General features: G+C 62.2%; 19 protein-coding genes. 12 read left to right on the plus strand and 7 right to left on the minus strand.

What is annotated here, in order from left to right:
* Nucleotides 1-91: 91 nt before the first annotated feature.
* The 6 genes from GOB87_RS09540 to GOB87_RS09565 all read left to right on the plus strand — a co-directional run bounded on the left by GOB87_RS09540 (nucleotide 92) and on the right by GOB87_RS09565 (nucleotide 10147).
* Nucleotides 92-1309, plus strand: coding sequence for a YncE family protein (locus GOB87_RS09540; RefSeq protein ID WP_166315765.1), 1218 nt, complete (start codon nucleotides 92-94; stop codon nucleotides 1307-1309).
* A gap of 220 nt (nucleotides 1310-1529) precedes the next feature.
* Nucleotides 1530-2408, plus strand: a complete 879-nt coding sequence (locus GOB87_RS09545; RefSeq protein ID WP_166315768.1) for a ferredoxin--NADP reductase — start codon at nucleotides 1530-1532, stop codon at nucleotides 2406-2408.
* Nucleotides 2409-2537: 129 nt separating this feature from the next.
* Nucleotides 2538-3935, plus strand: a complete 1398-nt coding sequence (gorA, locus tag GOB87_RS09550) for a glutathione-disulfide reductase (protein ID WP_166315771.1) — start codon at nucleotides 2538-2540, stop codon at nucleotides 3933-3935.
* Between the two features lie 428 nt (nucleotides 3936-4363).
* Nucleotides 4364-5692 (plus strand): ammonium transporter, encoded by a 1329-nt coding sequence (locus tag GOB87_RS09555; RefSeq protein WP_277876626.1) that lies wholly within the window; start codon nucleotides 4364-4366, stop codon nucleotides 5690-5692.
* Nucleotides 5693-5890: 198 nt separating this feature from the next.
* Nucleotides 5891-6394 (plus strand): hypothetical protein, encoded by a 504-nt coding sequence (locus GOB87_RS09560; protein WP_166315777.1) that lies wholly within the window; start codon nucleotides 5891-5893, stop codon nucleotides 6392-6394.
* Between the two features lie 285 nt (nucleotides 6395-6679).
* Entirely contained in the window at nucleotides 6680-10147 is a 3468-nt protein-coding gene (locus tag GOB87_RS09565; RefSeq protein WP_166315780.1) for a Hint domain-containing protein, read from the plus strand.
* A 43-nt stretch (nucleotides 10148-10190) separates the two neighbouring features.
* Here the strand turns inward: GOB87_RS09565 and GOB87_RS09570 are convergent, their stop codons facing one another.
* Nucleotides 10191-11342, minus strand: coding sequence for a UDP-galactopyranose/dTDP-fucopyranose mutase family protein (locus GOB87_RS09570; RefSeq protein ID WP_166315783.1), 1152 nt, complete (start codon nucleotides 11340-11342; stop codon nucleotides 10191-10193).
* A 56-nt stretch (nucleotides 11343-11398) separates the two neighbouring features.
* Between GOB87_RS09570 and GOB87_RS09575 the strand changes: the two genes are divergently transcribed.
* On the plus strand, nucleotides 11399-12700 hold the full coding sequence (locus GOB87_RS09575; RefSeq protein ID WP_242006280.1) for an NAD(P)/FAD-dependent oxidoreductase: 1302 nt from the start codon (nucleotides 11399-11401) through the stop codon (nucleotides 12698-12700).
* A gap of 271 nt (nucleotides 12701-12971) precedes the next feature.
* The gene (locus GOB87_RS09580) at nucleotides 12972-14363 is read left to right on the plus strand and encodes an amino acid permease (RefSeq protein WP_166315786.1); all 1392 of its coding nucleotides are present in this window, start codon (nucleotides 12972-12974) and stop codon (nucleotides 14361-14363) included.
* A gap of 48 nt (nucleotides 14364-14411) precedes the next feature.
* Here GOB87_RS09580 and GOB87_RS09585 read toward each other — a convergent pair whose 3' ends face one another.
* The 4 genes from GOB87_RS09585 to cysQ all read right to left on the minus strand — a co-directional run bounded on the left by GOB87_RS09585 (nucleotide 14412) and on the right by cysQ (nucleotide 18299).
* Nucleotides 14412-15848 (minus strand): FAD-binding oxidoreductase, encoded by a 1437-nt coding sequence (locus tag GOB87_RS09585; protein ID WP_166315789.1) that lies wholly within the window; start codon nucleotides 15846-15848, stop codon nucleotides 14412-14414.
* A 36-nt stretch (nucleotides 15849-15884) separates the two neighbouring features.
* Nucleotides 15885-16430: a hypothetical protein gene (locus GOB87_RS09590; protein WP_166315792.1), complete on the minus strand. Its 546-nt coding sequence runs from the start codon at nucleotides 16428-16430 to the stop codon at nucleotides 15885-15887.
* The gene (locus tag GOB87_RS09595) at nucleotides 16427-17434 is read right to left on the minus strand and encodes an L-threonylcarbamoyladenylate synthase (RefSeq protein ID WP_166315795.1); all 1008 of its coding nucleotides are present in this window, start codon (nucleotides 17432-17434) and stop codon (nucleotides 16427-16429) included. Before GOB87_RS09595 ends, GOB87_RS09590 begins: the two co-directional genes overlap by 4 nt.
* Before the next feature lie 67 nt (nucleotides 17435-17501).
* Complete coding sequence (gene cysQ / locus GOB87_RS09600) at nucleotides 17502-18299, minus strand: 3'(2'),5'-bisphosphate nucleotidase CysQ (RefSeq protein WP_166315798.1); 798 nt, start codon at nucleotides 18297-18299, stop codon at nucleotides 17502-17504.
* Between the two features lie 187 nt (nucleotides 18300-18486).
* On the opposite strand from cysQ, the gene GOB87_RS09605 reads away from it, so the two are divergent.
* The 3 genes from GOB87_RS09605 to GOB87_RS09615 all read left to right on the plus strand — a co-directional run bounded on the left by GOB87_RS09605 (nucleotide 18487) and on the right by GOB87_RS09615 (nucleotide 21506).
* The gene (locus GOB87_RS09605) at nucleotides 18487-19950 is read left to right on the plus strand and encodes a leucyl aminopeptidase (RefSeq protein ID WP_166315801.1); all 1464 of its coding nucleotides are present in this window, start codon (nucleotides 18487-18489) and stop codon (nucleotides 19948-19950) included.
* A gap of 9 nt (nucleotides 19951-19959) precedes the next feature.
* Nucleotides 19960-20406, plus strand: coding sequence for a DNA polymerase III subunit chi (locus tag GOB87_RS09610; protein WP_166315804.1), 447 nt, complete (start codon nucleotides 19960-19962; stop codon nucleotides 20404-20406).
* Nucleotides 20407-20651: 245 nt separating this feature from the next.
* Nucleotides 20652-21506, plus strand: a complete 855-nt coding sequence (locus tag GOB87_RS09615; RefSeq protein WP_166315807.1) for an aldo/keto reductase — start codon at nucleotides 20652-20654, stop codon at nucleotides 21504-21506.
* A 57-nt stretch (nucleotides 21507-21563) separates the two neighbouring features.
* On the opposite strand, the gene GOB87_RS09620 is transcribed toward GOB87_RS09615, so the two are convergent.
* Nucleotides 21564-21962: a YidB family protein gene (locus tag GOB87_RS09620; protein WP_166315810.1), complete on the minus strand. Its 399-nt coding sequence runs from the start codon at nucleotides 21960-21962 to the stop codon at nucleotides 21564-21566.
* A 151-nt stretch (nucleotides 21963-22113) separates the two neighbouring features.
* A complete protein-coding gene (locus GOB87_RS09625) occupies nucleotides 22114-22758 on the minus strand; it encodes a TetR/AcrR family transcriptional regulator (RefSeq protein ID WP_166315813.1) in 645 nt (214 codons plus the stop codon).
* Nucleotides 22759-22960: 202 nt separating this feature from the next.
* Between GOB87_RS09625 and GOB87_RS09630 the strand changes: the two genes are divergently transcribed.
* The gene (locus GOB87_RS09630; RefSeq protein WP_338421434.1) at nucleotides 22961-24406 is read left to right on the plus strand and encodes an efflux transporter outer membrane subunit; all 1446 of its coding nucleotides are present in this window, start codon (nucleotides 22961-22963) and stop codon (nucleotides 24404-24406) included.
* Nucleotides 24407-24576: the final 170 nt, after the last annotated feature.

Here is a 24576-nt window from a genome sequence, read left to right on the forward strand (position 1 = left end):
CTTTGGAAAAACGGTTGTGACTTGACGCAGATCGCTTGTCGGCGCGGGGGCGTGTGGTATTGCCTGCGTCCTCGGAGGTTGCTGACACATCATGATACAAAACCGCTTTCTGACAGGCGCCGCTCTGGTGGCCCTTCTTGGTTCTCTTGGTCTCGCTCCGGCGCAGGCGCAGACCGATGCGCCAGCAGCCGCTCCCACGCCGGAGGCGGCCAGCGGCCGCGTCATGAGCGCGGTGCAGACCATTCCGGGCATGCCGCCGGTGGTCGATCCGTCCAACATCTATTCGGAAGCGGCGGCGGGCAAAGTCCGTGCGGACGTGGCCAGCGACCCGGCGCGGATCTATGTGCCCAATCTGCGGTCGAACGATGTCTATGTGATCGACCCCGCCACCCTGAAGGTGGTGGACCGTTTCCCCGTGGGCAAAAGCCCGCAGCACATCGTGCCGTCATGGGACATGCGGACCCTGTGGGCGACCAATAATGCCGAGGGCACGACGCAGGGCAGCCTGACGCCGATCGACGCGCATACGGGCAAGCCCGGCGCGCCTGTGCCGGTGGACGATCCCTACAACATGTATTTCACGCCGGACGGTAAATCCGCCATCGTGGTGGCCGAAGCCCGCCGTCGTCTGGACTTCCGTGACCCGCACACGATGGAACTGCAGGGATCCGTGGACGCCCCGAAATGCCCGGGTATCAATCACGCCGGGTTCTCGATCGATGGCCGCTACGCGATCTTCACCTGTGAGTTCGGCGGCATGATGGCCAAGGTGGACACGGTCAACCGCAAGCTTCTGGGCTATCTGAAGCTGTCCAAGGGCGGCATGCCGCAGGACATCCTGACGGCGCCGAACGGCAAGACCTTCTATGTGGCCGACATGCACGCGGACGGTGTGTTCATCCTCGACGGTGACACTTTCACCGAGACGGGCTTCATTCCGACCGGTGTGGGCACTCACGGCCTGTATCCGAGCCGGGACGCGAAGTTCATGTATGTGGCGAATCGCGGTTCCCACAAGGTGCATGGGCCGCGCCACAGCAAGGCCGGCAGCGTGTCAGTGATTGAATTCGCGACCAATCAGGTGGTGAAGACGTGGCCGATTCCCGGTGGCGGCAGCCCCGACATGGGCAATGTCAGCGCGGACGGAAAGAAACTGTGGCTTTCGGGCCGCTTCGATGACGTGACCTATGCAATCGATACCGACACAGGCGCGATGACGGCCATTCCTGTAGGGGCGGAGCCGCATGGCCTGACGGTCTGGCCGTTGCCGGGCCGCTATTCCGTGGGGCACACGGGCATCACGCGCTAAGACGGAACAAGGGGTCTCTCGTCCGCTGCCTGAGAGGTACGAGAGACCCCTTGAGCCGGTTGCGAAGGTGAGCGGTGCAATTATCACTGGTGCCGCTGCGGTCTTCCCACTAGAAACGCCACCCAATTCGTTCCTTCAACCTGCGGCTAGCTGCGGGAGGCTCCGTATCGTACGGGCGCTTCCGCCTGATCCGCTTCCAGTTCATGGAGATATCCGGCCCATGTCCGACATCCTGCCTCGCGTTGCTCCCGATCAGGCGCCTTCCGGCCTGCTGCCGGTCGAAGGTCAGGAAGGAGTGTGGCATCTCGCGCCGCCGGAAAAGGAATATGGCCATCTCTTCCCGGCCAAGGTGCTGACGGTTCATCACTGGACGGACCGCCTGTTCAGCTTCACCACCACCCGCGATCCGGCGCTGCGTTTCGAGAATGGCCAGTTCACGATGATCGGCATGGAAGTGGACGGCAAGCCGCTGCTGCGCGCCTATTCCATCGCGTCCGCCAATTATGAAGACCACATGGAGTTCCTCTCCATTGCCGTGCCGGACGGTCCGCTGACCTCGCGTCTGCGTCATGTGAAGGTTGGGGATACGGTGCTGATCGGGCGCAAGCCGGTGGGCACGCTGCTGCTCGACAATCTCCGTCCGGGCCGCAACCTGTATTTCCTGTCCACGGGCACGGGTCTTGCGCCGTTCATGAGCCTGATCAAGGATCCGGAATGCTACGAGCGCTACGATAACGTCATTCTCACCCACACGGTGCGCGTCTCCGGCGAACTGGCGTATTCCAATCACATCCGCCACGAACTGCCCGAACACGAGTTCCTTGGCGAGTATGTCGCCTCCAAGCTGCGCTATTACCCGGCTGTGACGCGTGAGGCGTTCGAAGTGACGGACCGCATCACGACCCTGATCGAGAACGGCAAGATTTTCCGCGATCTCAATATTCCCGAGCTGGATCCCGAGCATGACCGTGTCATGATCTGCGGTTCGCCGGAGATGCTGGCCGATACGGAGAAGCTGCTTCAGGCGCGCGGCTTCGATGAGGGCAACAACTCCAAGCCCGGCGCTTACGTCGTCGAAAAGGCTTTCGCCGAGCGTTAATCGTCCCCTTGTTCCGGCGCGTCTTTGCGCCGGATCTGGTGCCCCGCTTTCGGGTGGGGCACATTGCCGGTCGGGCGCAAAAGGCCGTTTCGGTTTGCCCGTCATCTCGGGTGAAAACGGAGCCTGACCATGCCTGCCGCTACTTCTTACGATGTCGATCTTCTGGTCATTGGCGCCGGATCGGGCGGCGTGCGCTGCGCGCGTATCGCGGCAGGCCATGGCGCCCGCGTGGCGGTGGTGGAAGGGCGGCACTGGGGCGGCACCTGCGTCAATCTAGGGTGCGTGCCCAAGAAGCTGATGGTGCAGGCCAGCGAGTATGGCGACTATGTCGCAGACAGCCACGGATTCGGCTGGAACACGCCCGAAGGCACGCATGACTGGGGCAAGCTGATTGCCGCCAAGGATCGCGAGATTTCGCGCCTGAACGGCATCTATGTCTCCATGCTGGGAAAGGCCGGTGTGCGGCTGCTGACGGGTCACGCCGCCTTCGAGGATGCCCATACCATCGTCACCACGCCGACGGCGCTGGACGTGGAGGCAAAACCCGAGCGCATCACGGCAGAGCGGATCGTCATTGCCACCGGCTCCACGCCGAGCGTGCCAGATATTGAAGGGCACGAACTGGCCATCACCTCCGATCAGGTGTTTGCGCTGAAAGAAATGCCCAAGCGCGTGTGCATCGTGGGCAGCGGTTACATCGGGATTGAGTTTGCGGGCATTTTCGCAGGTCTCGGCGGCAGTGTGGATCTGGTCTACCGGCAGGATCTGCCTTTGCGGGGCTTCGATGAAGACCTGCGTACGGCGCTGCATGAAGCCATCGACCAGCGCGGCATCCGTCAGCATGTGGGCGCAAGTCCGGTGCGAATCCGTAAAACCGGGAATGACCTGTCTGTCACGCTGGATAACGGGACGATTCTGAGCGTCGATTGTGTGCTGATGGCGACCGGACGTCACCCCAAGATTAAGGGGCTGGGACTGGAGAACACGCGTGTCCGCACAGAAGACAATGGGCGCATCATGGCGGACCGGCATTTCGAGACGACCGAACCGGGTGTGTTCGCCATCGGCGATGTGACGAATCACGAGAATCTTACGCCGGTGGCCATTGCCGAAGGTCATATCCTTGCCGACCGTCTCTTTGCCCACCACGCGCGGGACTGGTCGTTCGATACGGTGCCCAAGGCCGTTTTCTTCACGCCGCCGGTGGCAAGTGTGGGACTGACGGAGACGGAGGCTGCCGAGCGCGGGACGGTGGATGTATATGTCAGCCGATTCCGTCCGATGCGACACACGCTTAGCGGACGCGAGCGCCGCACGCTGATGAAACTGGTTGTGGATCAGGCGACCCAGAAGGTAGTTGGCGTCCATATGATCGGTGAGGATGCGGCCGAGATCATGCAGGGCATGGCCATTGCGGTGACGGCGGGGCTGCGAAAGGTGGATTTCGACCGGACCGTGGGCATTCATCCGTCCTCGGCGGAAGAGTTCGTCACGATGCGCACCCGTACGCGCGTCAGCGGTGATTGAAGGCGTCGTCTCTCTATCCAGAGCGACCCATCCACTGAACGCGAGGTTGAGATAGGGATATAGGCGCCAGGACATCCGGCAAACCGGATCCCTGCTGCGCAAGGGGCGAAAGAACGGGCGAATTCTGGCGAGTAAATTCCCTTGCTCTGTTCAGACAGTGTGATTCCCGCAACGCAGTCTGGGGCATTTCGTCTAACGTAGTGTGCGAACACGTCTTTCAGGCTTTGGAAGGCTTGAGTATTTCGTTTCGATTAAGCTACGTTATCAGGCGAATAGCTAGTCCAGCGGTCTCTCGGCACGAATCGACCGCTGGGCACAGACGCGAATGAGGCAGGGAGCAGCGGGCGTTCATGAAAAACAAGGTTTCCTCGTTCGTGAGGAGAGAGGCAGTGCCGGATCTGTGGCGTAGCCGCCTGACACGCATGGCCATGGCGGGCACGGCCCTGCTGGCCGCCACTCCCGCCATGGCGGAGGATGCGGCGTCTGCGCCTGCAATCGATACGGGCGATACGGCGTGGATGCTGACCAGCACCGCGCTGGTGCTGATGATGACCATTCCCGGTCTGGCGTTGTTCTACGCAGGCATGGTCCGCAAGAAGAACGTGCTGGCCACGTTGATGCAGAGCTTTTCGATCTGCTGCATCATCACCGTCGTGTGGATGGTGCTGGGCTACTCCCTCGCCTTTTCCACCGGCACGCCCTATGTCGGTGGCCTGTCGAAGGCGTTCCTATCCACGCTGGGTGAGCACATCGCCAAGGGCGCAGATGTGCCCTTCACCATTGGCGCGGATTCGCCCAATGCTTCGACGATGACGATTCCCGAGAGCGTCTTCATGACGTTCCAGATGACCTTCGCCATTATCACCCCGGCGTTGATCGCGGGCGCCTATGCCGAGCGTATGAAGTTCTCGGCCATGTGCATCTTCACCATCCTGTGGTCGCTGGTGGTCTATTCGCCTGTGGCGCACTGGGTCTGGAGCCCGATCGGCTGGCTCGCTGGCATGGGAACTCTGGATTTCGCGGGCGGCACGGTCGTGCATATTAACGCCGGTATCGCTGGTCTCGTGTGTGCGCTGGTGCTGGGCAAACGTAAGGGGTTCGGCACGGATGACCTTGCACCGTTCAATCTGACCTATGCTGTTATTGGCGCCTCCCTTCTGTGGGTGGGCTGGTTCGGCTTCAACGCCGGGTCGGCTGCAGGCGCAAACGGCCGCGCGGGCATGGCGATGGCGACGACCCAGATCGCTGCTGCAGCGGCCGGCGTGTCGTGGATGGTGGCGGAATGGATTCGCACGGGACGGCCGACGGTGCTGGGCATCATCTCGGGTGCGGTCGGTGGTCTGGTGGCCATCACGCCGGCCGCAGGCTTCGTGCTGCCGGGTGGCGCGCTGATTATCGGTCTTGTGACAGGTGTTGTCTGCTACTGGGGCGCGACCAGCCTCAAGCATATGATGGGTTATGACGACAGCCTCGACGCTTTCGGCGTGCATGGCATCGGCGGCATTGTGGGCGCATTGCTGACGGGCGTTCTGGCTTATGGACCGCTGTCAGCCACGGACGCCTCGCCGGAAGGCACGTCCGGCTCGCTCCATCAGCTTCTGGTGCAGGCCGAAGCCGTGGGCGTGACCATCGTGTGGTGTGGCGTGATGACGTTCATCCTGCTCAAGATCGTGGACATGCTGGTGGGGCTACGGGTTTCTCCCGATCAGGAACTCGAAGGTCTGGATGTTTCCCAGCATGGCGAGCGTATCGCCTGAGGCCATCGTCCGATCCGGTTGTGTGGAAGAAAGGGTAGGTCCGATGGGCCTGCCCTTTTTCTTTCATTCACATTGTCTTGCGTGTTGTCCGGCCATGAGGTCTTTCTAAGGTGGGCCTGTTGTTCCTGCGGAGAAATGGTCCACCGCGTCCGGTCATGAGGCAGGGCGTGTTCCGCACTACAGTCATAAGGACAGCCGATGGGCTTCAATCGTTCAGCACGCGCCTCGCTCGCGTCTCTCGCTCTTCTCGCTGGTGTAGCGTTTGTGGGCGTACCGCAGGCGGCTCACGCCATGACTGCCAAGGAATGCCACGCGAAGTTCAAGACCGCGAAGGAAGATGGCACGCTGGCAGGCCAGACGTACAAAGCCTTCAAGGCGGCGCAGTGCGGTGATGCGGAAGCCGAGCCGGAGGACAAGGCTGACGACAAGACCGCGCCAGCCGATGGCAAGGCCGCGGCCGAGACTCCCGCAGCCGCGAAGAAAGCCGAGGCGCCCGTTGCGCCGGTCTCTTCGGGCAATGTGGTGTTCCCCGGTGCCGTTTCGTCGAAATATTCTTCGCTCAGCGCTGGCAAGGCCCGCATGAAGACCTGTCTGGACCAGTATCACGCCAACAAATCGACGGGCGGAAATGGTGGCCAGAAATGGATCATGAAGGGTGGCGGGTATTACAGCCTGTGCGTCAAGCATCTCAAGGGCGCGTAATAAAGTGTTTCTGGCGAGGGAGGGCAGCAGCCCGTCCCTTGCCAGCTTTTTACTGCTGATATTTGAAATACCTCTTATCCAGTCCATCGGCGGGATGTTTGCGTTCTCTCCAATTGGCCGCTCATTTCTTATGGGGCGCTTTTCGGCATTGGCGGCAGAGGCTGTGCCTTAACGGATCGGCAAGGTCTGTATCCGGAAAATTAGTAAACAGTACGAAGAATGAGACCCGGAACATTTTTGGTTCGCGCGATTCAAAAGGAGTCGCGCCAAAGCTCCGAGGGACTCATGAGCGACACGACGAATACGCCGTTGGATGTGAAATCCGGGACCGGGATTACGACACTCTCCTCGTCCGTTACCAGTGCCATCATCGAAAGCGGCGGTATTCTTTCGATGACCAGTGGCGGCGTTGTGTCGTCGGTAACCGTGGAGGACGGTGGTAAGCTTTTTGTCGGCAAGGCAGGCGACCACACCAGTGAGCCCGGTGTGCAGGGCACCGTCAGTGGTGGCACGGTGGCCGCTGGCGGTATCCTGACGATCTCAGGTGGCGGCCTTATCGAAAACACGACAGTCGCCACGAATGCTTTTGTCGTAGCTTCGGGAGCGGCGGCCAGCAACGTCACCCTTTCAGGGTCCAATGTTCTCGAAAGCCTGTACGGCACTGACTCTGGCACGGTGATTCTTGCCGGGACTAAGCAGGACATCAATGATGGGGGTGTGGCCAGCGGGGCCACTGTGTCGGCGGGGGGCAACCAGCTGATCCTCGCTGGTGGTAGTGCATACGGCACCATTGCGTATGGTGTGGCGGGCCTTGCGCAGGAATCCATCACCAATGCGGGATATATATCAGGCGCGCAACTGATCGGCTCCGGCGCACTTCTGCATGCCGACGCCGGGTCGGCGGATGGGACGCTGCTGATTTCCGGTGGTAGCGCCCTGATCGAGTCGGGCGCGATCATGAATGACACCACCGTTGAAAGCGGCGGTGTGTTGTTCGTGCATGCGGGAGGCAATGCTTCTGGCGTTGTCGTCGAGAGTGGCGGCCACATCAGCGGTGCGGGCGGCACTACGGCGGCCGGTGCGACTGTGGCGAATATTACCAACGCTACGGTCCAGAGCGGCGGCGAACTCGACGCCATCAACACGACGGTTTCGGGCGCCACGGTCGAAAGCAATGGGTGTCTCGTTGCCTATCACGACAGTGGATATACGCCGACGATTGATGCCGTCACGGTGCAGGCTGGTGGCACGCTTGAACTCGTTCAGAGCGATATCACAGTCACCAACCTTACTCTGGCCTCGGGCGGTATGCTGGCACTGGACGCGCTTAAAGGCGCGGACACTCCGAGCGTTTCCGTTTCGGGCGACACGGTGACGATTACGGCCACCAGCAACGGCACGACACTTACCCAGACCCTGTCTTTCGCCGACACGCAGGGCGCTCTTACGCCCGAGGAGTTCAGTTCGGCGGATTGGTCGGACGGCGTGCTGACCTATGTGGCCTGTTACCTGCTGGGCACCCTGATCGCGGTCGAGAACGAAGAGGTTCCGGTCGAGACCCTGCGCATTGGGGATCATGTGCGCACGGCTTCGGGCGCATTGCGGCCCATCCGCTGGATCGGTCGCCGTAGCTATGCGCCGGAGTTTGTCGCCAGTAATTCCAGCCTCTTTCCAGTTCTGTTCCGGGCGGGTTCGCTCGGCGAGGGTCTGCCGCGTCGGGATCTGCGTGTGTCCGCCATGCACGCGATGTTCCTCAATGGCGTGCTGGTGCCCGCCGGCGCGCTGATCAATGGCCACAGCATCGTGCGTGATGAGTCCATCGGAGAAGTGAACTACTTCCATATCGAGCTGGACACGCATGATGTCCTGTTGGCCGAGGGAGCCGCGTCCGAGAGTTACGTCGAGGATGGCGCACGCGGCATCTTCCAGAACTTTTCAGAATATTACACGCTCTATCCCGATGCGAGCCGGGAGTGGGCCGTGCGCTGCGCTCCTTATGTGGATGAGGGTGAGACGCTGCGGGCCATTCGCGCGAAACTGGAAGAGCACGCATCTCTTCTGGAAATGGCCGAAGTAATGCAGGAGTTTGAGGACGACAGCCGTTTCCAGGGATGGCTGGACAGCGTGACGCACAGCCGGATCGAAGGGTGGGCGTGGGATGCCCGACATCCGTTCGACATGGCGTGCGTCGAAATTCTTGTCGATGGTCGCTCCATCGCCACGTTGTCGGCGGATCGCCAGCGCGGCGACATCGCGCGGGCCGGCATGGGCGCGGGCTGGGCCGGGTTCCGGCTGGATCTGGATGAGCCGTTGGACTGGCGCTGTGCGCACCGGATCGAGGTGCGTCATGCCGTGTCCAAGGTGCCGCTGTCGGGATCGCCCAAAATGCTGGAGCCGCTGGAGGTTCTGGATGAGGCAATGGAGCACGCCATCACCCGTGCGGTGAAGGGGCTGGCTTCCCGTCCCGAGCGTCTGCGGGCGTTGTCGTTCATGACGGAGCAGGTCGAGCGTCTGCGTGCGCAGGAAGCGGAGTGCGACATGCGCCGCGACGAAGTGGAGGCACTGGGCAAGGCGCGGCGGCGTGCGGGACGCGCGGCGGCGTCCATGCCCGAAATCCGACGTGCGCTGGTGTTGGCCGAGACGTTGCCCTGCGATGGTCTGTCATCGGAAGCGACGACGCTGCTTTCGCATATGCGCGGTCTTAAACGCCTTGGCTATGACGTGACCTTCGCGGCGGTGGACCAGTGTGTTCCGGCTGCGATGGCAGCGGAACTGGACGCCGAAGGTGTGAGTGTGGCGCAGGCGCCGCTTTACACGTCGGTGGATGATCTGCTGCGGCGTCAGGCCGATGGGTTCGAGGTGATGTATCTGCGGGGACAGTCCGTGGCCTTGGCCTATGCGGGGCTTGCGCGCCGTTATCTGCCGCGTGCCCGACTGCTGTTTGCTCTGCGTTCGCTGCGTCATCTGGCGTTGGCGCGGCGGGCCGAGGTGCAGCAGGTGCCGGAACTCGGTCGGGCCGTTGCCCAACTGCGCACGCAGGAACTGACCACGGCCCTGCTGTGCGATGCGGTCATCGTGCATTCTGAAATGGAAGCGACCAGCCTGCGGACTCTGGCCCCCATGCTGAATGTCCATGTTGCCCCATGGGATGTGACGGGCGTGCCGACTTCGGTGGACGCTGCGCAGCGTTCGGGTGTCGCGTTCCTCGGACATTATGGACACATGGAAACGCTGGAAGCGGCTTCATGGCTGGTCCGCGACGTTATGCCGCGCGTGTGGGCGCAGGCTTCGCACATACGCTGTGTGTTGGCGGGCGAGGGGCCGCAGGATGTCGTGAGCGCTCTGGCCCGGGCGGCTGACGAGACGTGCGGTGGTGTTGAGGTCGTGGGCCCCGTGGACAATCTGTCGCGCGATCTGTTCAGTGCCGTGCGACTGGGCGTGGCGTCCCAGCGACTGGGAGCGGGTGTTGCCGCCAAGGTGGTGGACACGTTTGCGGCGGGACTGCCCTGTGTGATGACGCCGGTGGCGGCAGAAGGTCTTTCTCTTTCCAAGAGACTGGAAACGCTGGTGTGCGGTGATGCCAACTCCATGGCGCGCCGGATCGTGCGGCTGCATGATACCCCTGAAAAGGCCGAGGCGCTTGGGCGGAGCGGTCAGCGCATGGTGCAGGCGGCCTTTACCGCAGATGCTGTGGCCAGTGGTCTGGCGGCGGCGCTGAATGTGACGATGCCAGCCGTTCGTCTTCGCGCCTGAGTGATGGACCACGGGAGGTTCGTCCTCCCGTGGTGTTGGCGGTTTATGGAAGCGGGTTGACGAAAAAAGAGGGAATATCGCTGTTGTCGCGGACGGCCGCCAGTGTGGTATCCACGGCGTCCAGCGCCTCTCCGATCGAGACATCCATGTCGAGATAACGATAGGTGCCGAGGCGACCGAGAAAGGACACCCCTTTCGTCTTGCGCGCCATGTCCACGTAAGCCGCGAGCATTTCCTGCTCCTGCACGAGACGGATTGGATAGTACGGGATGTCGTTTTCGTTCGCGAGGCGGCTGTATTCCCGGAAGCAGACCGTGCGCTCCAGTTTGTCGGCTTCCCATGGCGCGAAGTGCTTGTGTTCGGACACGCGCGTGTAAGGCACGGCTCGGTCGCAATAGTTCATGACCGCCGTGCCCTGATAATCGCCCTCGGCGATGAAGCGTTCGAAGTCGAGCGTGCGATAGCCCAGTCGCCCGATGGGAAAGCCGAAGAAACGATCAATCGGGCCGGTGTAGAAGACGTGGTGGAACGTCTCCTTCACGTCTTCGAAGCGCGTTCCGAGGGCACGTTCGATCTTTGGATGGTCGAGGATGTTTTCCACGATGGCGGTGTAACCGTCTTCGGGAATGCCCTGATGGGTGTGGTTAAAGTAATTGTCGTCATAATTGAAGCGCACGGGCAGACGCTTGAGGATGGAGGCGGGCAGTTCCTTTGGGGAGAGGCCCCACTGCTTGAGCGTGTAGCCGTGAAAGAACGCTTCGTAGAGTTCGGGGCCGATCATGGACAGTGCCTGCTCCTCAAAGGAGCGTGGCTCGGTGATGGAGCGGTCGGCCTTAGCGGCGATGAAGGCGCGGGCTTCATCGGGACGCAGGGTTGTGCCGAAGAACTGGTTGATGGTGAGCAGATTGATCGGCAGGGAGTAGACCCGGCCACCGGACTGGGCCTTCACCCGGTTGATATAGGGTCGAAACGATCCGAAGCGATTGATGTAATTCCACACGCGATCACTTGAAGTGTGAAAGATATGCGGGCCATAGTGATGGACCATGACGCCGGTTTCCGCGTCACGCGTCGTGTGACAGTTGCCCGCGACGTGCGAACGTTCGTCGATCAGCAGGATATCATGCCCATTTTCCGCGAGCGCACGCGCCATAATACTTCCGCTGAAACCAGCACCGACAATACAATAACGCATATTCAAATATCTCCCGGGATCGTGACCCTATGATGTCGCAGGATAGGTCATTGGCCATGAAGGCACCAGTAAAGCAGGACAGCACGATGGCAATTGGCAGTCTCTATGAAACCAGTAGTTCGCCCCTTTCCGGAATCCCGCCCCTGACAGGGGATGTGCGGGCCGATGTGGCCATTATCGGCGGCGGACTGACGGGTGTGTCCACGGCTCTCCATCTGGCGCAGCAGGGGGCGCGTGTTGTCCTGCTGGAGCGGCACGAGCCGGGATGGGGGGCTTCCGGTCGTAATGGCGGTCAGGTCAATCCGGGCCTGAAACCGCCGCCGGAGGAGGTGGAGAAGGATTTCGGACCAGAGGTGGGAGGACGGCTGGCGCATCTGGCATGGAACGCGCCCGACCTCGTGTTCGAATTGATCGAGCGGCATGGCATTGCCTGCGATGCCATACGGGGCGGCACATTGCGCACGGCCACAGCGCCCTCCCAGATCCCGGCGTTGCGGGAACTGGCGGACCAGTGCCTTGCGCGTGGCTGGCCGGTATCATGGTTGGATGAAGCGGCTGTGCAGGCGCGCACGGGTTCGCCTTATCACAAGGCGGCGCTGCTGGACGCGCGGGGAGGGCAGGTCGATCCCTTGGCATATACGCGCGGTCTGACACGGGCTGCGATGGAGGCGGGCGCACGCATTTGTTCGCAAAGTCCGGTCGTGCGTCTGCGGCGTTCCGCACGCGCATGGCAGGCGGTGACGCCTCAGGGCAGCGTGACCTGCGACAAGGTCGTGGTGGGAACGAACGGTTACAGTTCCTCGCTGATCGATCCTCTGCGACGGTCCGTTATCCCCGTGTACAGCGCCATCGTGTCCAGCACGCCGCTGCCGCAGGCTTTGCGCGAGCGCATTATGGCGCAGGGCGAGGTGCTGTATGAACTGGGCATCGTGACGGCCTATTACCGTGTGGACGCACAGGGACGGCTGCTGATGGGAGGACGCTCATTCTCCCATCCCGCGCAGGGCGTGGCGAGTTTTCCGTTTCTGACGGCGCATGCCGAAAAGCTCTGGCCCGAACTGGGGGGGGCAGTCTCATGGACGCACGGCTGGAACGGACAACTGGCCATGACGCTGGATCATTATCCTCACTGGCATGAGCCGCAGCCGGGTCTGGTTGCGGCCCTCGGTTACAACGGGCGCGGTGTGGCTCTGGCCACTCTGACGGGACAGGAGATCGCTCGCTATTTGGCGGGTGAAGCCTCCCCCCTGTTTCCGTTCACGCCCATCCGCCCGGTGCCGTTTCATCGCTTCTGGCGTATGGGCGTGGCCGCTGGAATCGTGTGGGGGCGGCTGCGGGATCGTCTGGCGGGCGCCTGAACCGGCAACCGGTTTCCGAGGCAGACGTTACAGGATTTTGATGACAGCCGGAGGGAGGCTACGTCCTTTCGGCTTTCTCAAGAGCGACAGGGTGGAAGGACGATCAGGAATTGACCGCTCCATCTTTGTTTCGTTACGGTTGAAGAATAATCATCCGCGATCCGGTTTTACGGCTCGATCTGCGGCTCCGAGATAACCTGCGCTCATGTCGTGTGTGACAAGGGCGTGCCCCGGACAAGTCAAAACGGCATGTCCGATCGCAGGAGGAAACATGAGCGGACAGACCGTTTCCAGCCCCACGACCGCAGGCGGCGCATTGCGCTCCCGTCATGTAACCATGATCGCCCTTGGGGGGGTGATGGGAGCCGGGTTCTTCGTCGGATCGTCGGGCGCCATTGCCACGGCGGGTCCATCCGTCATCTTGTCCTACGCCTTTGCCGGGCTTCTCGTTCTGTGTGTGAACATCATGGTGTGTCTGGTGGCGCTGCGGGCACCGGGGCGCGGTTCGTTCGTGGCGCAGATTGGTGGCGTGTTGGGGCATCGCTGTGGCTTTGTCATGGGGTGGACCTACTGGACCATCTGGATCACCACTATCGGCATCGAAGTCATGGCCGCGGCCACGCTCATGGCGCCATTCGTGCACCTGCCCTACTGGGTGATCGAGGCGCTGATTCTGGGGGTGATGACGGCGCTCAACCTCGCTTCCGTGCGCGGGTATGGCGAGGTCGAAAGCTGGCTGTCGGGGATCAAGATTCTGGCTGTGCTCGCGTTTCTGGGGATCGGTCTGTACGCGCTGGGGGTCGGGCGGCATATCACCCAGCTTCCACTTCTTGAGGGCGGCTTCTTTCCCCATGGTGGCATTGCCGTGCTCTCGGCGGTCCCGGCGGCTGTGTTCTCCATGTCTGGCAGCGAAATCGGCACGATCGCGGCGCTGGAAACGGATTCGCCCGCAGCCAATATCGCACGAGTGGCGCGAACCATAGCGATCCGGCTGGCGGCTTTCTTCATGACCTCCATTGGCATGTTGCTGTGTCTCGTGTCGTGGAAGGAATACGCGCCGGGCAATTCCCCTTTCCTGCTGGTGCTGGAACGCCTCAATGTGCCGTTCGCGCAGGACGCCATGACTCTGGTCATTCTGGCGGCCATCCTGTCCACGCTCAATTCCGGGCTGTTCGCGGCCTCACGTGTGCTGAACGAATTCGCATTGTCCGGGTATGGACCAAAGGCGTTTCATGACGCGACGAATGCCGGTGGCATACCCCGTCGCGCCGTGCTGTGTGTGGCGGCTGCCTCGGGACTGGTTGCGCTTTCGGCTGTTGCTTCCCCCAAGCTGGTTTTTGCTTTTCTTGTGAGTGTGATTGGTTCGTTCATCATCATCGACGATGTCCTGATCGTCATGGCGGGCATGAAGCTTGCGCCGGAACGTCGTGCCCTTGGCTGGTTCACACTGGCCTGTCTGATGGCGGTCCCTGCATCCATGGCGCTCTATCCGGCGACGCGCGGAGAACTGGCTCTTAGTGCGGGTGCCATTCTGGGCATTGTGGGGATCGGGAGTGTGATGGAGTGGATGCGTGGACGACAGGCAGTGGAGTGCGCACCGGTCCTGCACGATGAGGGCGTGCCTCTGGCGGTGCCGGTGAGGAGCGTGTCTCGGCAGCGTTGAAGAAAAAGCGTGGTGGATGTGCTGCCCACCACGCTTCTGAAAACCCGTTCAGGAAGCAGGAAATATCTTTCCCGGATTCATGATGTCCTTCGGGTCCACCGCATTCTTGATGCGGTGCATCATGTCCAGCTCCGCACCACCGCGCCATGACGGCATCATGTAGGTCTTGAGCTGGCCCACGCCGTGCTCGGCGGAGAAAGAGCCTCCCAGTTCACGCACGATGTTGGCGACCGTATCCATCATCTCGTGATCGCGGGCGAGGAAGGCGTTGCCGTCCATGCCTTCGGGCTGAACCAGATTGAAGTGGATGTTGCCGTCACCGATATGGCCGAACGGCGCGACGCGGATGCCGGGAATGAGCTTTTCACACGCAGCGGTCGCGCGGTCGAGGAAGGTCGGGATGGCCGACAGTGGCACGGAGACGTCATTCTTGACGGATGCACCGGCACGTTTCTGCGCCTCCGCGTGTTCTTCACGCAGCTTCCACAGGGCAAGCCGCTGCGTCTCGCTCTCGGCCAGCACGGCGTCGCTCACCAGCCCGTCTTCGAATGCCTTGCCCAGCACCTCTTCCATCAACTCGCGCAGGGCATCGCCTCCGCGCGGGCTGGCCAGTTCCACCAGCACATAGGCCGGTGCGGGTTCGGAGAGTGGCAGGGCAGCATCGGGAATGAGCATGTTGACCAGATTCATGCTCAGCCCGGACATGAACTCGAACGCCTGAATGGCGCTTGGCTCGGTGTTGCGAAAGGCCGCGAACAGGGCGAGCGCGGTTTTGGCGTCGGCCACGGCGCACAGCGCGGCCTCAATGGATTTCGGCTTGGGCTGAAGCTGGAGAATGGCGGTTGTAATGAGACCGAGCGTGCCTTCGGAGCCGACAAAAAGCTGACGCAGCGCGTAGCCGGTGTTGTCCTTGCGCAGTCGGCGCATCAGGTCGAGTACCTGTCCATCCGGCAGGACTGCTTCCAGACCCAGCACCAGTTCGCGGGCATTGCCGTAGCGCACGGTGTTGTTGCCGCCCGCGTTGGTGGCCAGCACACCGCCAATCTCGGCCGAGCCTTCGGACGAGATGGACAGTGGCAGCATCAGCCCCGCATTGGTGGCGGCATCCTGCGCGGCTTTCAGCGTCACGCCCGCTTCCACAACCATGGTGTTATCGATGGGGTCGATCTCGCGCACACGATTCATGCGGCTGGTGACAAGCACCAGCGCGTGTCCTGTCGTGTCCGGCGTGGCCCCGCCCACCATGCTTGTGTTGCCACCCTGTGGGACGACCGGCACGCCATGCTCGGCGCACAGACGCACGACTTCAGCGCAGGCCTGCGTGTTGGCCGGGCGGGCGACGGCGCAGGCGCGCCCATGGAAAAGATTGCGCCAGTCCGTGAGGTAGGACGCCATGTCGGATGAGGCCGTCAGCAGGCCGCTGGAACCGAGCACCTTTTCAAGAGCGTCATGCAACGGAGCGGGGAGGGAGCCTGTGGCGGTCATGGTGGCGTTCCGGTCTGTCGGGAGAATGCAAAAGGCTCAGTGAGCCAGATAATGGGCATTGGAAGGCGCTGGAGGGGCAGGAAGCAGCGAGTGAAACAGCTCCGTTCCAGCCACGCCCGCGATGCAGCCCACCACGAAGGCCAGTCCGATGAGGCTGTAACGCGGTGTGCTTGCGGCCTGTGCCGCGATGAGATTGCTCTGTGTCTCGGCGCGGGCCTGCTGGGTCAGGAACAATTCCGCTTTCAATGCCGCATTGGCAGCCCGGACGTTGCGCAGTTCCAGATCGAGCCGCGTCATGCCTTCCGTCAGCTCCCGCACGCGCTGGCGTTCCTGCTGCACATCGGCGCTGCTGGCGCGCGAGGTGCGGCTGCGGGTGGATGAGGACGAGGCGCGTGATTTCGGCGGATTGGGTGCGATGGCGGTGAACAGGTTCTTCAGCGCCCCGCCCGTCACCTTGTTACGCTGGGCGCGGGCACGCAGCGCGGTCAGGGCCGTCTCGGACTGTCCCGGCTGATCTTCGAGCACCAGCGCCAGAATGTCGGAGAGGATCTTGAGTTCCTTGGGATCGAGCGTGTCGCTCATGCGACGGGGCACTCCTGTGCGGAGGGTGGTGAGGTAACGGGACGTGGTGCTGCGGCACGGGTGAGACGATCACGAATGGCAGCGCCCAGTCCCTGCTGAGGGATAGGTTGGACCGCGATACCGCGCAGGCCCAGACGCGCCCCTTCATGGTCCAGATGACGCAGACCTGCGAACAGCCGGGCCGCCGCCTCATCCAGAGCCTGCCGTTCACTCAGATTCCACACGAGAGGAGAACCGGCCAGCGGTGCGCCGAATGCCAGCAATGCCTCTCCATCTTCCACGGATGTGGCGTTCAGTCGCACGGGAAGGGTCGGTGCGTAGTGGGAGGACAGCATGCCCGGTGCGACGGGTGTGGCGGATGCGAGAGGGGCCGAGCGCTCCACGGGGCCGATCAACGCTTCGATGTCTTCCACCGTGACGCCACCGGGACGAAGCAGGCGGGGTTTTTTGCCCGAAAGATCCAGCACCGTGCTCTCCACCCCTACCGGGCAGGGGCCGCTGTCGAGTACTGCGTCGATGCGTCCGTCGAGCCCATTGAGCACATGAGCGGCGGTCGATGGGCTGACGGCCCCTGAAGGATTGGCTGAAGGGGCTGCAATGGGGCGTCCGACCGCACGCAGGAGCGCGAGTGCGCTCTCACATGCCGGCACGCGCACGGCGGCGGTGGGAAGACCTGCTGTTGCAAGGTCACAGATCTCACCGCGTGGACTGCGGGGCAGAACGAGGGTGAGCGGGCCGGGCCAGAACCGCTCGGCCAGCTTTTGCGCGCGCGGGTCCGCCGTGACCTGCGTGAAAGCCGCCTCCGCATCGGGGAAATGGCTGATGAGCGGGTTGAAACGGGGGCGGCCTTTTGCCTCGAAGATACGGGCGACGGCCAGTGAATCCGTTGCGTCCGCTCCAAGGCCGTACACCGTCTCCGTGCCGAACGCGACAAGACCGCCCGTGCGCAGGATTTGGGCTGCGCGGGCCAGTCCGTGGTCAGTAGGGGTGAGGCGTTCGGTCATGCGGCTCCTGTCACAGGATGCGCTTACCACGGATGAGCATCCGATCACAGATTCGATGAAAATCCGGTCATGTGGCGTCGCCGAGATCGCCGATGCACACGAAATGCGGGTTTTTCCATCCTGCTTTACCATAGCGCAAGGGACCGCTGCCATCGAGACACAGTACCTCTCCCCCCGCAGCTTCCACGATGGCCTGCGGGGCGGCTGTGTCCCATTCCATCGTCGGGCCAAGGCGGGGATAGAAATCCGCCACGCCTTCGGCCACGCGCACGAACTTCACGGCCGAGCCGATATTGCCCAGCGAAGCCACGCGGCGCTGCCCAAGGAAACGCGCCAGTTCCGGGGCGTCGCCATGATGGCGGGACGCCAGCACACTCAGTCCTTCGGCGGGCGCCTTGCGGACGTGGATGTCGTGCGTGCCCTGCGCGTCATAGCGTTTGGCGCCCAAGCCCACGCCACCTGTGTAGAACTGGTCATAGGCGGGAAGCGCCATTGCCCCCAGCACGGCGCGGTGATCGCGCACGAGTCCGATATTGACGGTGAAATCGTCGCGGTTGGCCGCGAATTCCCGCGTGCCGTCCAGCGGGTCCACCAGCCAGTAGGTGTGTCCGGCTTCCGTGACGATGCCTGCAGCCACTTCTTCCTCGGCAATCACGGGGATGTGCGGCACGGCCGCACGCAGGCCCGCGAGGATGTGCCGTTCCGCCGCCTGATCGGCTTCGGTGACGGGAGAGCGGTCGGATTTCGTGGTGGTGACGAAGCCCTTGGCGCGGATATCATTGATGATTACGGCGGCCTCACGCGCGAGGCGCAGAGCGAGGGCGAGCAGATCTGTGTCGGAGGGGAGGGGCGTGTTGGACATCATGCAAGTATCTCTTACCCGACGGGGATGAAGCTGCAATTTAATATCGTGACTGGTCCGTGGGGGAGGTGCCCTGCGTGACATGCAGACGCGCCGGTTGCCAACGCTTCCGCCCGCCGTTACGCCTTGGGCATCATGGAGGAGGCGGCCTGTCCGTCCTCCGTTTTCCTGCCAGAAACGAGGCCTCATCGTGACCGAGATCAGCTTCTCCAACCTTGCACTTCCTTCCGACGGCGCTCTGGCCCTTCCCGAGTTCACCGATTCCGATCGTTCAACGCTTTTCAAAGCCGCGGACGACGCCACGAATGGCGCGTTGTCTCGCGCGGCGGAAGCGGCCTCCTTCACTTTCCGCAAAGGCGCGACCTGTGTGGTGCTGGCGCCGGGCGCGGGATTGGACCGTGTGGTGCTCGTGGGTCTCGGTCCGAAAGCGGATGTGACAGAGACCGTCGCTGAGCAGGTGGGCGGTGTCGCGGCGCAGGCCATGACCATGCACACAAAAGCCGCGATTTCGACAGCGGCGCTGGACGGTGTGCTTGCGGCCCATCTGGCGCTCGGCGCGTCACTTGGTCTTTACCGTTTTGATCGCTATCGCACGACGGAAAAGAAGGAGGAACTGCCCAAGCTGACCGCTCTTTCCGTTCTTGTGGCGGATGTTGCGGGCACGAAAACGGTCTGGGCCAGTCTGGAGCCGGTGGCCAAAGGCGTGACACTCACACGCGATCTGGTGACGGAGCCGGCCAATGTGCTCACACCGGCGGAATTCGCCAATCGTGCCGAGAAGCTGCGTGATCTGGGTGTCGAGATCGAGGTGTTCGACCGGGATGCGATGGAAAAGCTCGGCTTCGGTGCGTTGCTGGGTGTGGCGCAGGGCAGCGTGAACGCGCCGCGCATGGTGGTGATGCGCTGGAACGGCGCGGGCGATGAGTCCGCACCGCTGGCGTTTGTTGGCAAGGGGGTCACGTTCGATTCCGGTGGCATCTCCATCAAGCCCGCTGCCGGCATGGAAGACATGAAGTGGGACATGGCGGGTGCGGGCGTGGTGACCGGCCTGATGGCGGCTCTCGCGGGGCGTAAGGCGAAGGTCAACGCGGTCGGGCTGATCGGTGTGGTGGAGAACATGGTCTCCGGCACGGCGCAGCGTCCGGGCGATGTGGTGAAAAGCGCGTCAGGTCAGACCATCGAGGTGCTGAACACGGACGCGGAGGGGCGCCTCGTACTCGCGGATGTGCTGTGGTATGCCCGCGATCGCTTCGCGCCTCGCCTGATGGTCGATCTGGCCACGCTGACGGGGGCGATCATCGTGGGACTCGGCCATGAGAATGCGGGCCTGTTCTCCAACGACGACACGCTGGCCGCCGATCTGACGAAGGCTGGCGCGATCACAGGTGAGACCCTGTGGCGCATGCCGATGGGCGAGGCTTACGACAAGCTGCTCCGCTCCGATATTGCCGACATGAAGAATATCGGTGGTCGTCCGGGTGGCTCCATCACGGCGGCGCAGTTCCTCAAGCGCTTTGTGGGCGAGACGCCTTGGGCGCATCTCGACATCGCCGGTGTGGCGTGGGCAGCAAAGCCGAAGACCGGCGCACCGAAGGGCTCTACGGGTTTTGGCGTGCGTCTGCTCGACCGGTTTGTGCGCCAGCACGAGGGCTGATCGGGCGACGTGGCTGATGTCGGCTTTTATCACCTGACCCGCACCGGCGCGGATGAGGCGCTGCCGGTGCTGTTGGGACGCACGCTGGATGCGGGAAAACGCGCTGTCGTGCGGTGCGCGACGCCGGAAGACGCCGCGGCGCTTGATGAGGCTTTGTGGACAGTGTCCGAGCCGGTGTGGCTGCCGCATGCGGCCACAGGCGGCGCATATCCCGAGCGCCAGCCTATCTGGGTCACGGCGGAGGGGGATGTGCCCAACGCGGCGACATTCCTGTTTCTTGCCGGGATTACGGACGTGCCCAAGGTTGAGGGGTTCGAACGTGTGTTCGATCTGTTCGACGGACGCGATGAAGAGGCCGTTGCGGCGGCACGGCTGCGTTGGACGGCGCTGAAAGAGGCGGGCCATACGCTCACGTATTGGAAACAGGAACCCAAGGGCTGGGTGCGGGCGCGTTAGTTAACGCGGCAGATGGCACGACAAGGGCTCTGCCCTTGACTCGCCAAAGGCCGGGGGCCTTTGGAAACCGATCTTTTGCCAAAAAAACAGGAAGGAGGGATATGCGCTCTCTCCTTACGCGGGATGAGTGTGTCGGATCGCTTCCACCCTTACCTGCAACCCCGGCATGAATGGATGACGGCGTCATCTCACGGAACCTTATGGGGTCATCAGGCTTGGAACCTTCGATAACAGGAGGACGGACAATGACAGGAAACGTCAGGCTACGTAACGGTGTCGAGGTGCCGGCGCTGGGCATGGGCACCTGGAACATGGGCGATGAACCCGATCGTCGCGCTGCGGAAATCGAGAGCCTGCGCACGGGGCTGGATCTCGGGCTGAACGTGATCGACACGGCCGAGATGTATGGCAGCGGTCGTTCGGAAAGTGTGGTGGGGGAGGCGATCGCAGGCCGTCGGGACGAGGTGTTTCTCGTCACGAAAGTGTTGCCCTCCAACGCCTCGCGCAAGGATGTGCCCAAGAGCTGCCGTCGTTCGCTGGAGCGTCTGAAAACGGATCATATTGACCTCTATCTTCTGCACTGGCGTGGATCGGTGCCGTTGCAGGAAACGGTCGAGGCTTTTGAGAAGCTGCGCGATGAGGGGCTGATCGGAAACTGGGGCGTGTCCAACTTCGATGTCGATGACATGCAGGAACTGGAGAGTGTAACGGGTGGTGATGGCTGTCTGGCCAATCAGATCCTCTACAGTCTCGATCATCGGGGTGTGGAGTTCGATCTGCTTGAGTCGGACCGCAGGCAGAACATTGCCACCATGGCGTATTCACCATTGGGGCAGGGTGGTCTTTTGCTGCGCAACGACACGCTTGCGGCCATTGCCGAAGAACACAAGACGTCCCTCGGTCAGGCCACGCCCGCACAGGTGGCGCTGGCGTGGGTGCTGCGCCAATCCGGTCTGATCGCCATCCCCAAGGCGGGAAGCGTGGCGCATCTGCGCCAGAACGTGGCGGCGCGTGAAATTAAGCTGACGGCGGACAATCTGGCGGCTCTCGATCGCGCGTTTCCGCCGCCAACGCGGCATGTGGCGCTGGAAATGATCTGAAGGAATGCCGGATGGCGCTGTCGCGGACCATCCGGCGTGCTTGCCAATGAGACGTTGTCAGGTGGTCTTGGCTTTCGCGTCTCTCTGCGCCTGCAAGGCGTTGCGGTAGACGATGCCGGGGATGACTTCGGCCAGACCGTTGACTGTGGCCGTCTGCGAAAGTCCGGTTTCGCGCGCGAACTCCTCGATCTTGTCCGGCGAAATGAGAATACGGACGACCCGCTCGGTGGTTGGGCCGCGTGGTATGGCGTCGCGCCAGCTTTGCAGAAGATCGTCAAGACCTTCTTCATGCGCTCGTCGCCTCACCTCCGGAATGCCGGGGGCGCCCTGTTTACCCATGTACTGGCTGACGGTTGTGGCCAGTCCTGAATTGTCGCGATGCGCCCATGTAAAGAAATCCGCGACGGTGTTCAGGGGCTCGGGCAGATTGTCCTGAGTGCGGGTTCTGTTGGTCATGACACCCTCCTGTACGACAGGCGGTGATGAAATCAGCGGGCTTCGGCTATGTTTGTGAAATCCGCGCGATGCCCGTGATCGCGCCTGTCCTGTGAAAGGTCAACGTATCGCAACCGGTCCGGTTCGGTGCGTTCCCCACATGGAGAAAATTTCAGCTTATGCCATAAAATTTCAGGAACATGTCGGCGGTGGAGGTTGCAATCTTCTCGCGGTCCGCCGGTGTGGTGGAAACGGGAAGCTGCAGGCGTCGGCGTATGACGATGCGCGTTTGGCACAAGGCGAAAAACTGCTCCGCCGCGAAACGTGGATCGCTCACGCTCATCTCGCCTTTCCGTGTGCGGTCTTCCAGCCATGTGGCAAAGGTGCTGATACCCGGCTCCGGCCCACTGTCCCACAAGGTCTGGGCAAGGTGGGGAAAATGCTCTGCTTCCGAGACCACGATGCGGTAGAGCGCGAGGTTGGAGGGCGCGGTCAGTACGGAAATGATGGTGCGGGCCACGCCTTCGAGCGTTTCGCGTGGGGAGAGATTGTCCTGCACCGGTTGGAAGACCATGCGCAGATTCTGACAGGTCTTCTGTTTGACGTGAGCGGCGAAAAGGGCGGCCTTGCCATCGAAATGATTATAGAGCGTGCCTTTGGACACACCGGCACGCCGCGCAATCTGCGACATGCTGGCACCCTCATAGCCATGCTCGGTAAAAATCGCATCCGCTCCGGCAAGAATCTGGGCCTGCTTGGAGGAGGTGTCATCCGGGCCGATGGCGTCGGAAGAAGGGGTGGAAAGCGATCTGGTCATCTGTCCTGATTGACGGTGCGGGGAAAGCCGATAGGTTTGCATGCTGACCGAACGGGTCGGTCAGCGTCAAGATATGGAGTCTGCAAGGGGTCCATGCGCTGTGTGACGCTGCGTCCGTTATGTGGGGTCTGATTGTGGTGGGGAACGGGTCACGGTGTGTGCGGCAAAGTCTAAATGGGTTCTGACGGGGGTTCTCGTCGCGGTGTCCGGATGCGCGGTGGGGCCGAATTTCAAGCAGCCCGATACGCGGATGCCGTCCAACTGGAAGGCGGAGTCTTTCAAGACGGTCGCGGAGAGTCAGACCGTGCCGGACGCTCCGGATGTTGAGTGGTGGAACGTCTTTCACGATCCGGAACTGGTGTCGCTGGAAAAGCGGCTGGCGTCGCGCAACCTTGATGTCCAGAAAGCCGCCGCACAACTGGCGGGAAGCCGCGCACAGCTGAGAATGGCGGGCGCTGAGCGATTCCCGGCGCTGAGCGCGACCGGGTCTTACGCACGCTATCAGGCCAGTTCACGGATGCTTCAGCGCATCGTTCACAACATCGGTCGCAGCACAGGTGGTCCTATCGGGGACCAACTCGAAGCCGCCGGTTCGGACGCCACCATTCCTTTGCTCGATCGCTGGCGTGATGGTGTGGACGCGACATGGGAGCTGGATCTGTGGGGGCGCGTGCGCAGGCAATATGAAGCGGCGCAGGCTTACATGGACCAGAGCCGGGAAGAGGAACGCGGGCTGCTGATCGCGCGCGAGGGCGATCTGGCGCGTGATTACATGACTTTGCGTGGCTCACAGGAAGATCTGCGGGTTCTGAAGGCGAACCGCGAGGATGCGGCGCGTATGCTGGAGCTGACTTCTGCGCGGTATCGCAGCGGACTGGTGAGTGAGACGGATGTGGAGGAGGCGCGGTCTCAGCTTGAGTCGATCGATGCACAGATTCCTCAGCTCGAAAAGCAGATCACGCTCCAGATCAACGCTATCAGTCTCCTTATGGGAGAACCCCCGGGCAGTCTGACAGCGGAATTGACAACGCTGATGCGGATTCCTCCTGTCCCACCGCGTGTTCCTGTCGGTGTGCCGTCGGAACTGGCCGAGCGACGTCCGGACATTCGCGCGGCCAGCGCCTCGCTTCATGCAGCTACGGCCGAGGTGGGGCAGGCGATTGCGGACTTTTATCCACGTGTGACCATCGACGCATCGTTTGGGATGCAGTCCTTTTCCTTCCGTGATCTGGGTTTCTGGAACGCACGGGCCTGGAATGTCGGTCCGACCATTTCGATACCGATCTTTCAGGGTGGCCGCCTGACGGGGCAGCTTGAGTTGAAGAAGTCGTCCCAGAAGGCGGCGGCGATCGAATATCGCAAGACGGTGCTATCGGCGTGGAAAGACGTGGACGATGCGCTGACGTCCTTCGGGGCGGATCAGACGCGCCGGGACGCGCTTGTTCAGCAGGTTGAGACAAACCGTCGGGCTTATGTGCTGGCTTCCGAGCGGTATCGGCATGGGATGACGGCTTTCCTGTCCGTTCTGGATGCGGAGCGGCGAGTCCTGCAGTCCGAACTGGATCTGGCGGACATGACGACGGGAGTCTCGTCGGATGTGGTGCGTCTCTATGGCGCATTGGGTGGAGGCTGGGAGGCGTCTCTGTGACATTTAGTGTTTGAAATCAGTGAGTTGGATATTTTTTATGATTTTTGATTTTTTAGGTGTTGACGTTTTTTCGTTCTGGGTCGTATAAGCCGCTCACCGAAGCGGACGGGGGGTTGCACTTCCCGGGGCGCTGAGGCAGAATGGTTGGCTCCGGTTGTTTCTGGGGCGTG

Origin of the sequence: Acetobacter estunensis (genome assembly GCF_011516945.1) — a bacterium.
GTDB classification, from domain to species: domain Bacteria; phylum Pseudomonadota; class Alphaproteobacteria; order Acetobacterales; family Acetobacteraceae; genus Acetobacter; species Acetobacter estunensis.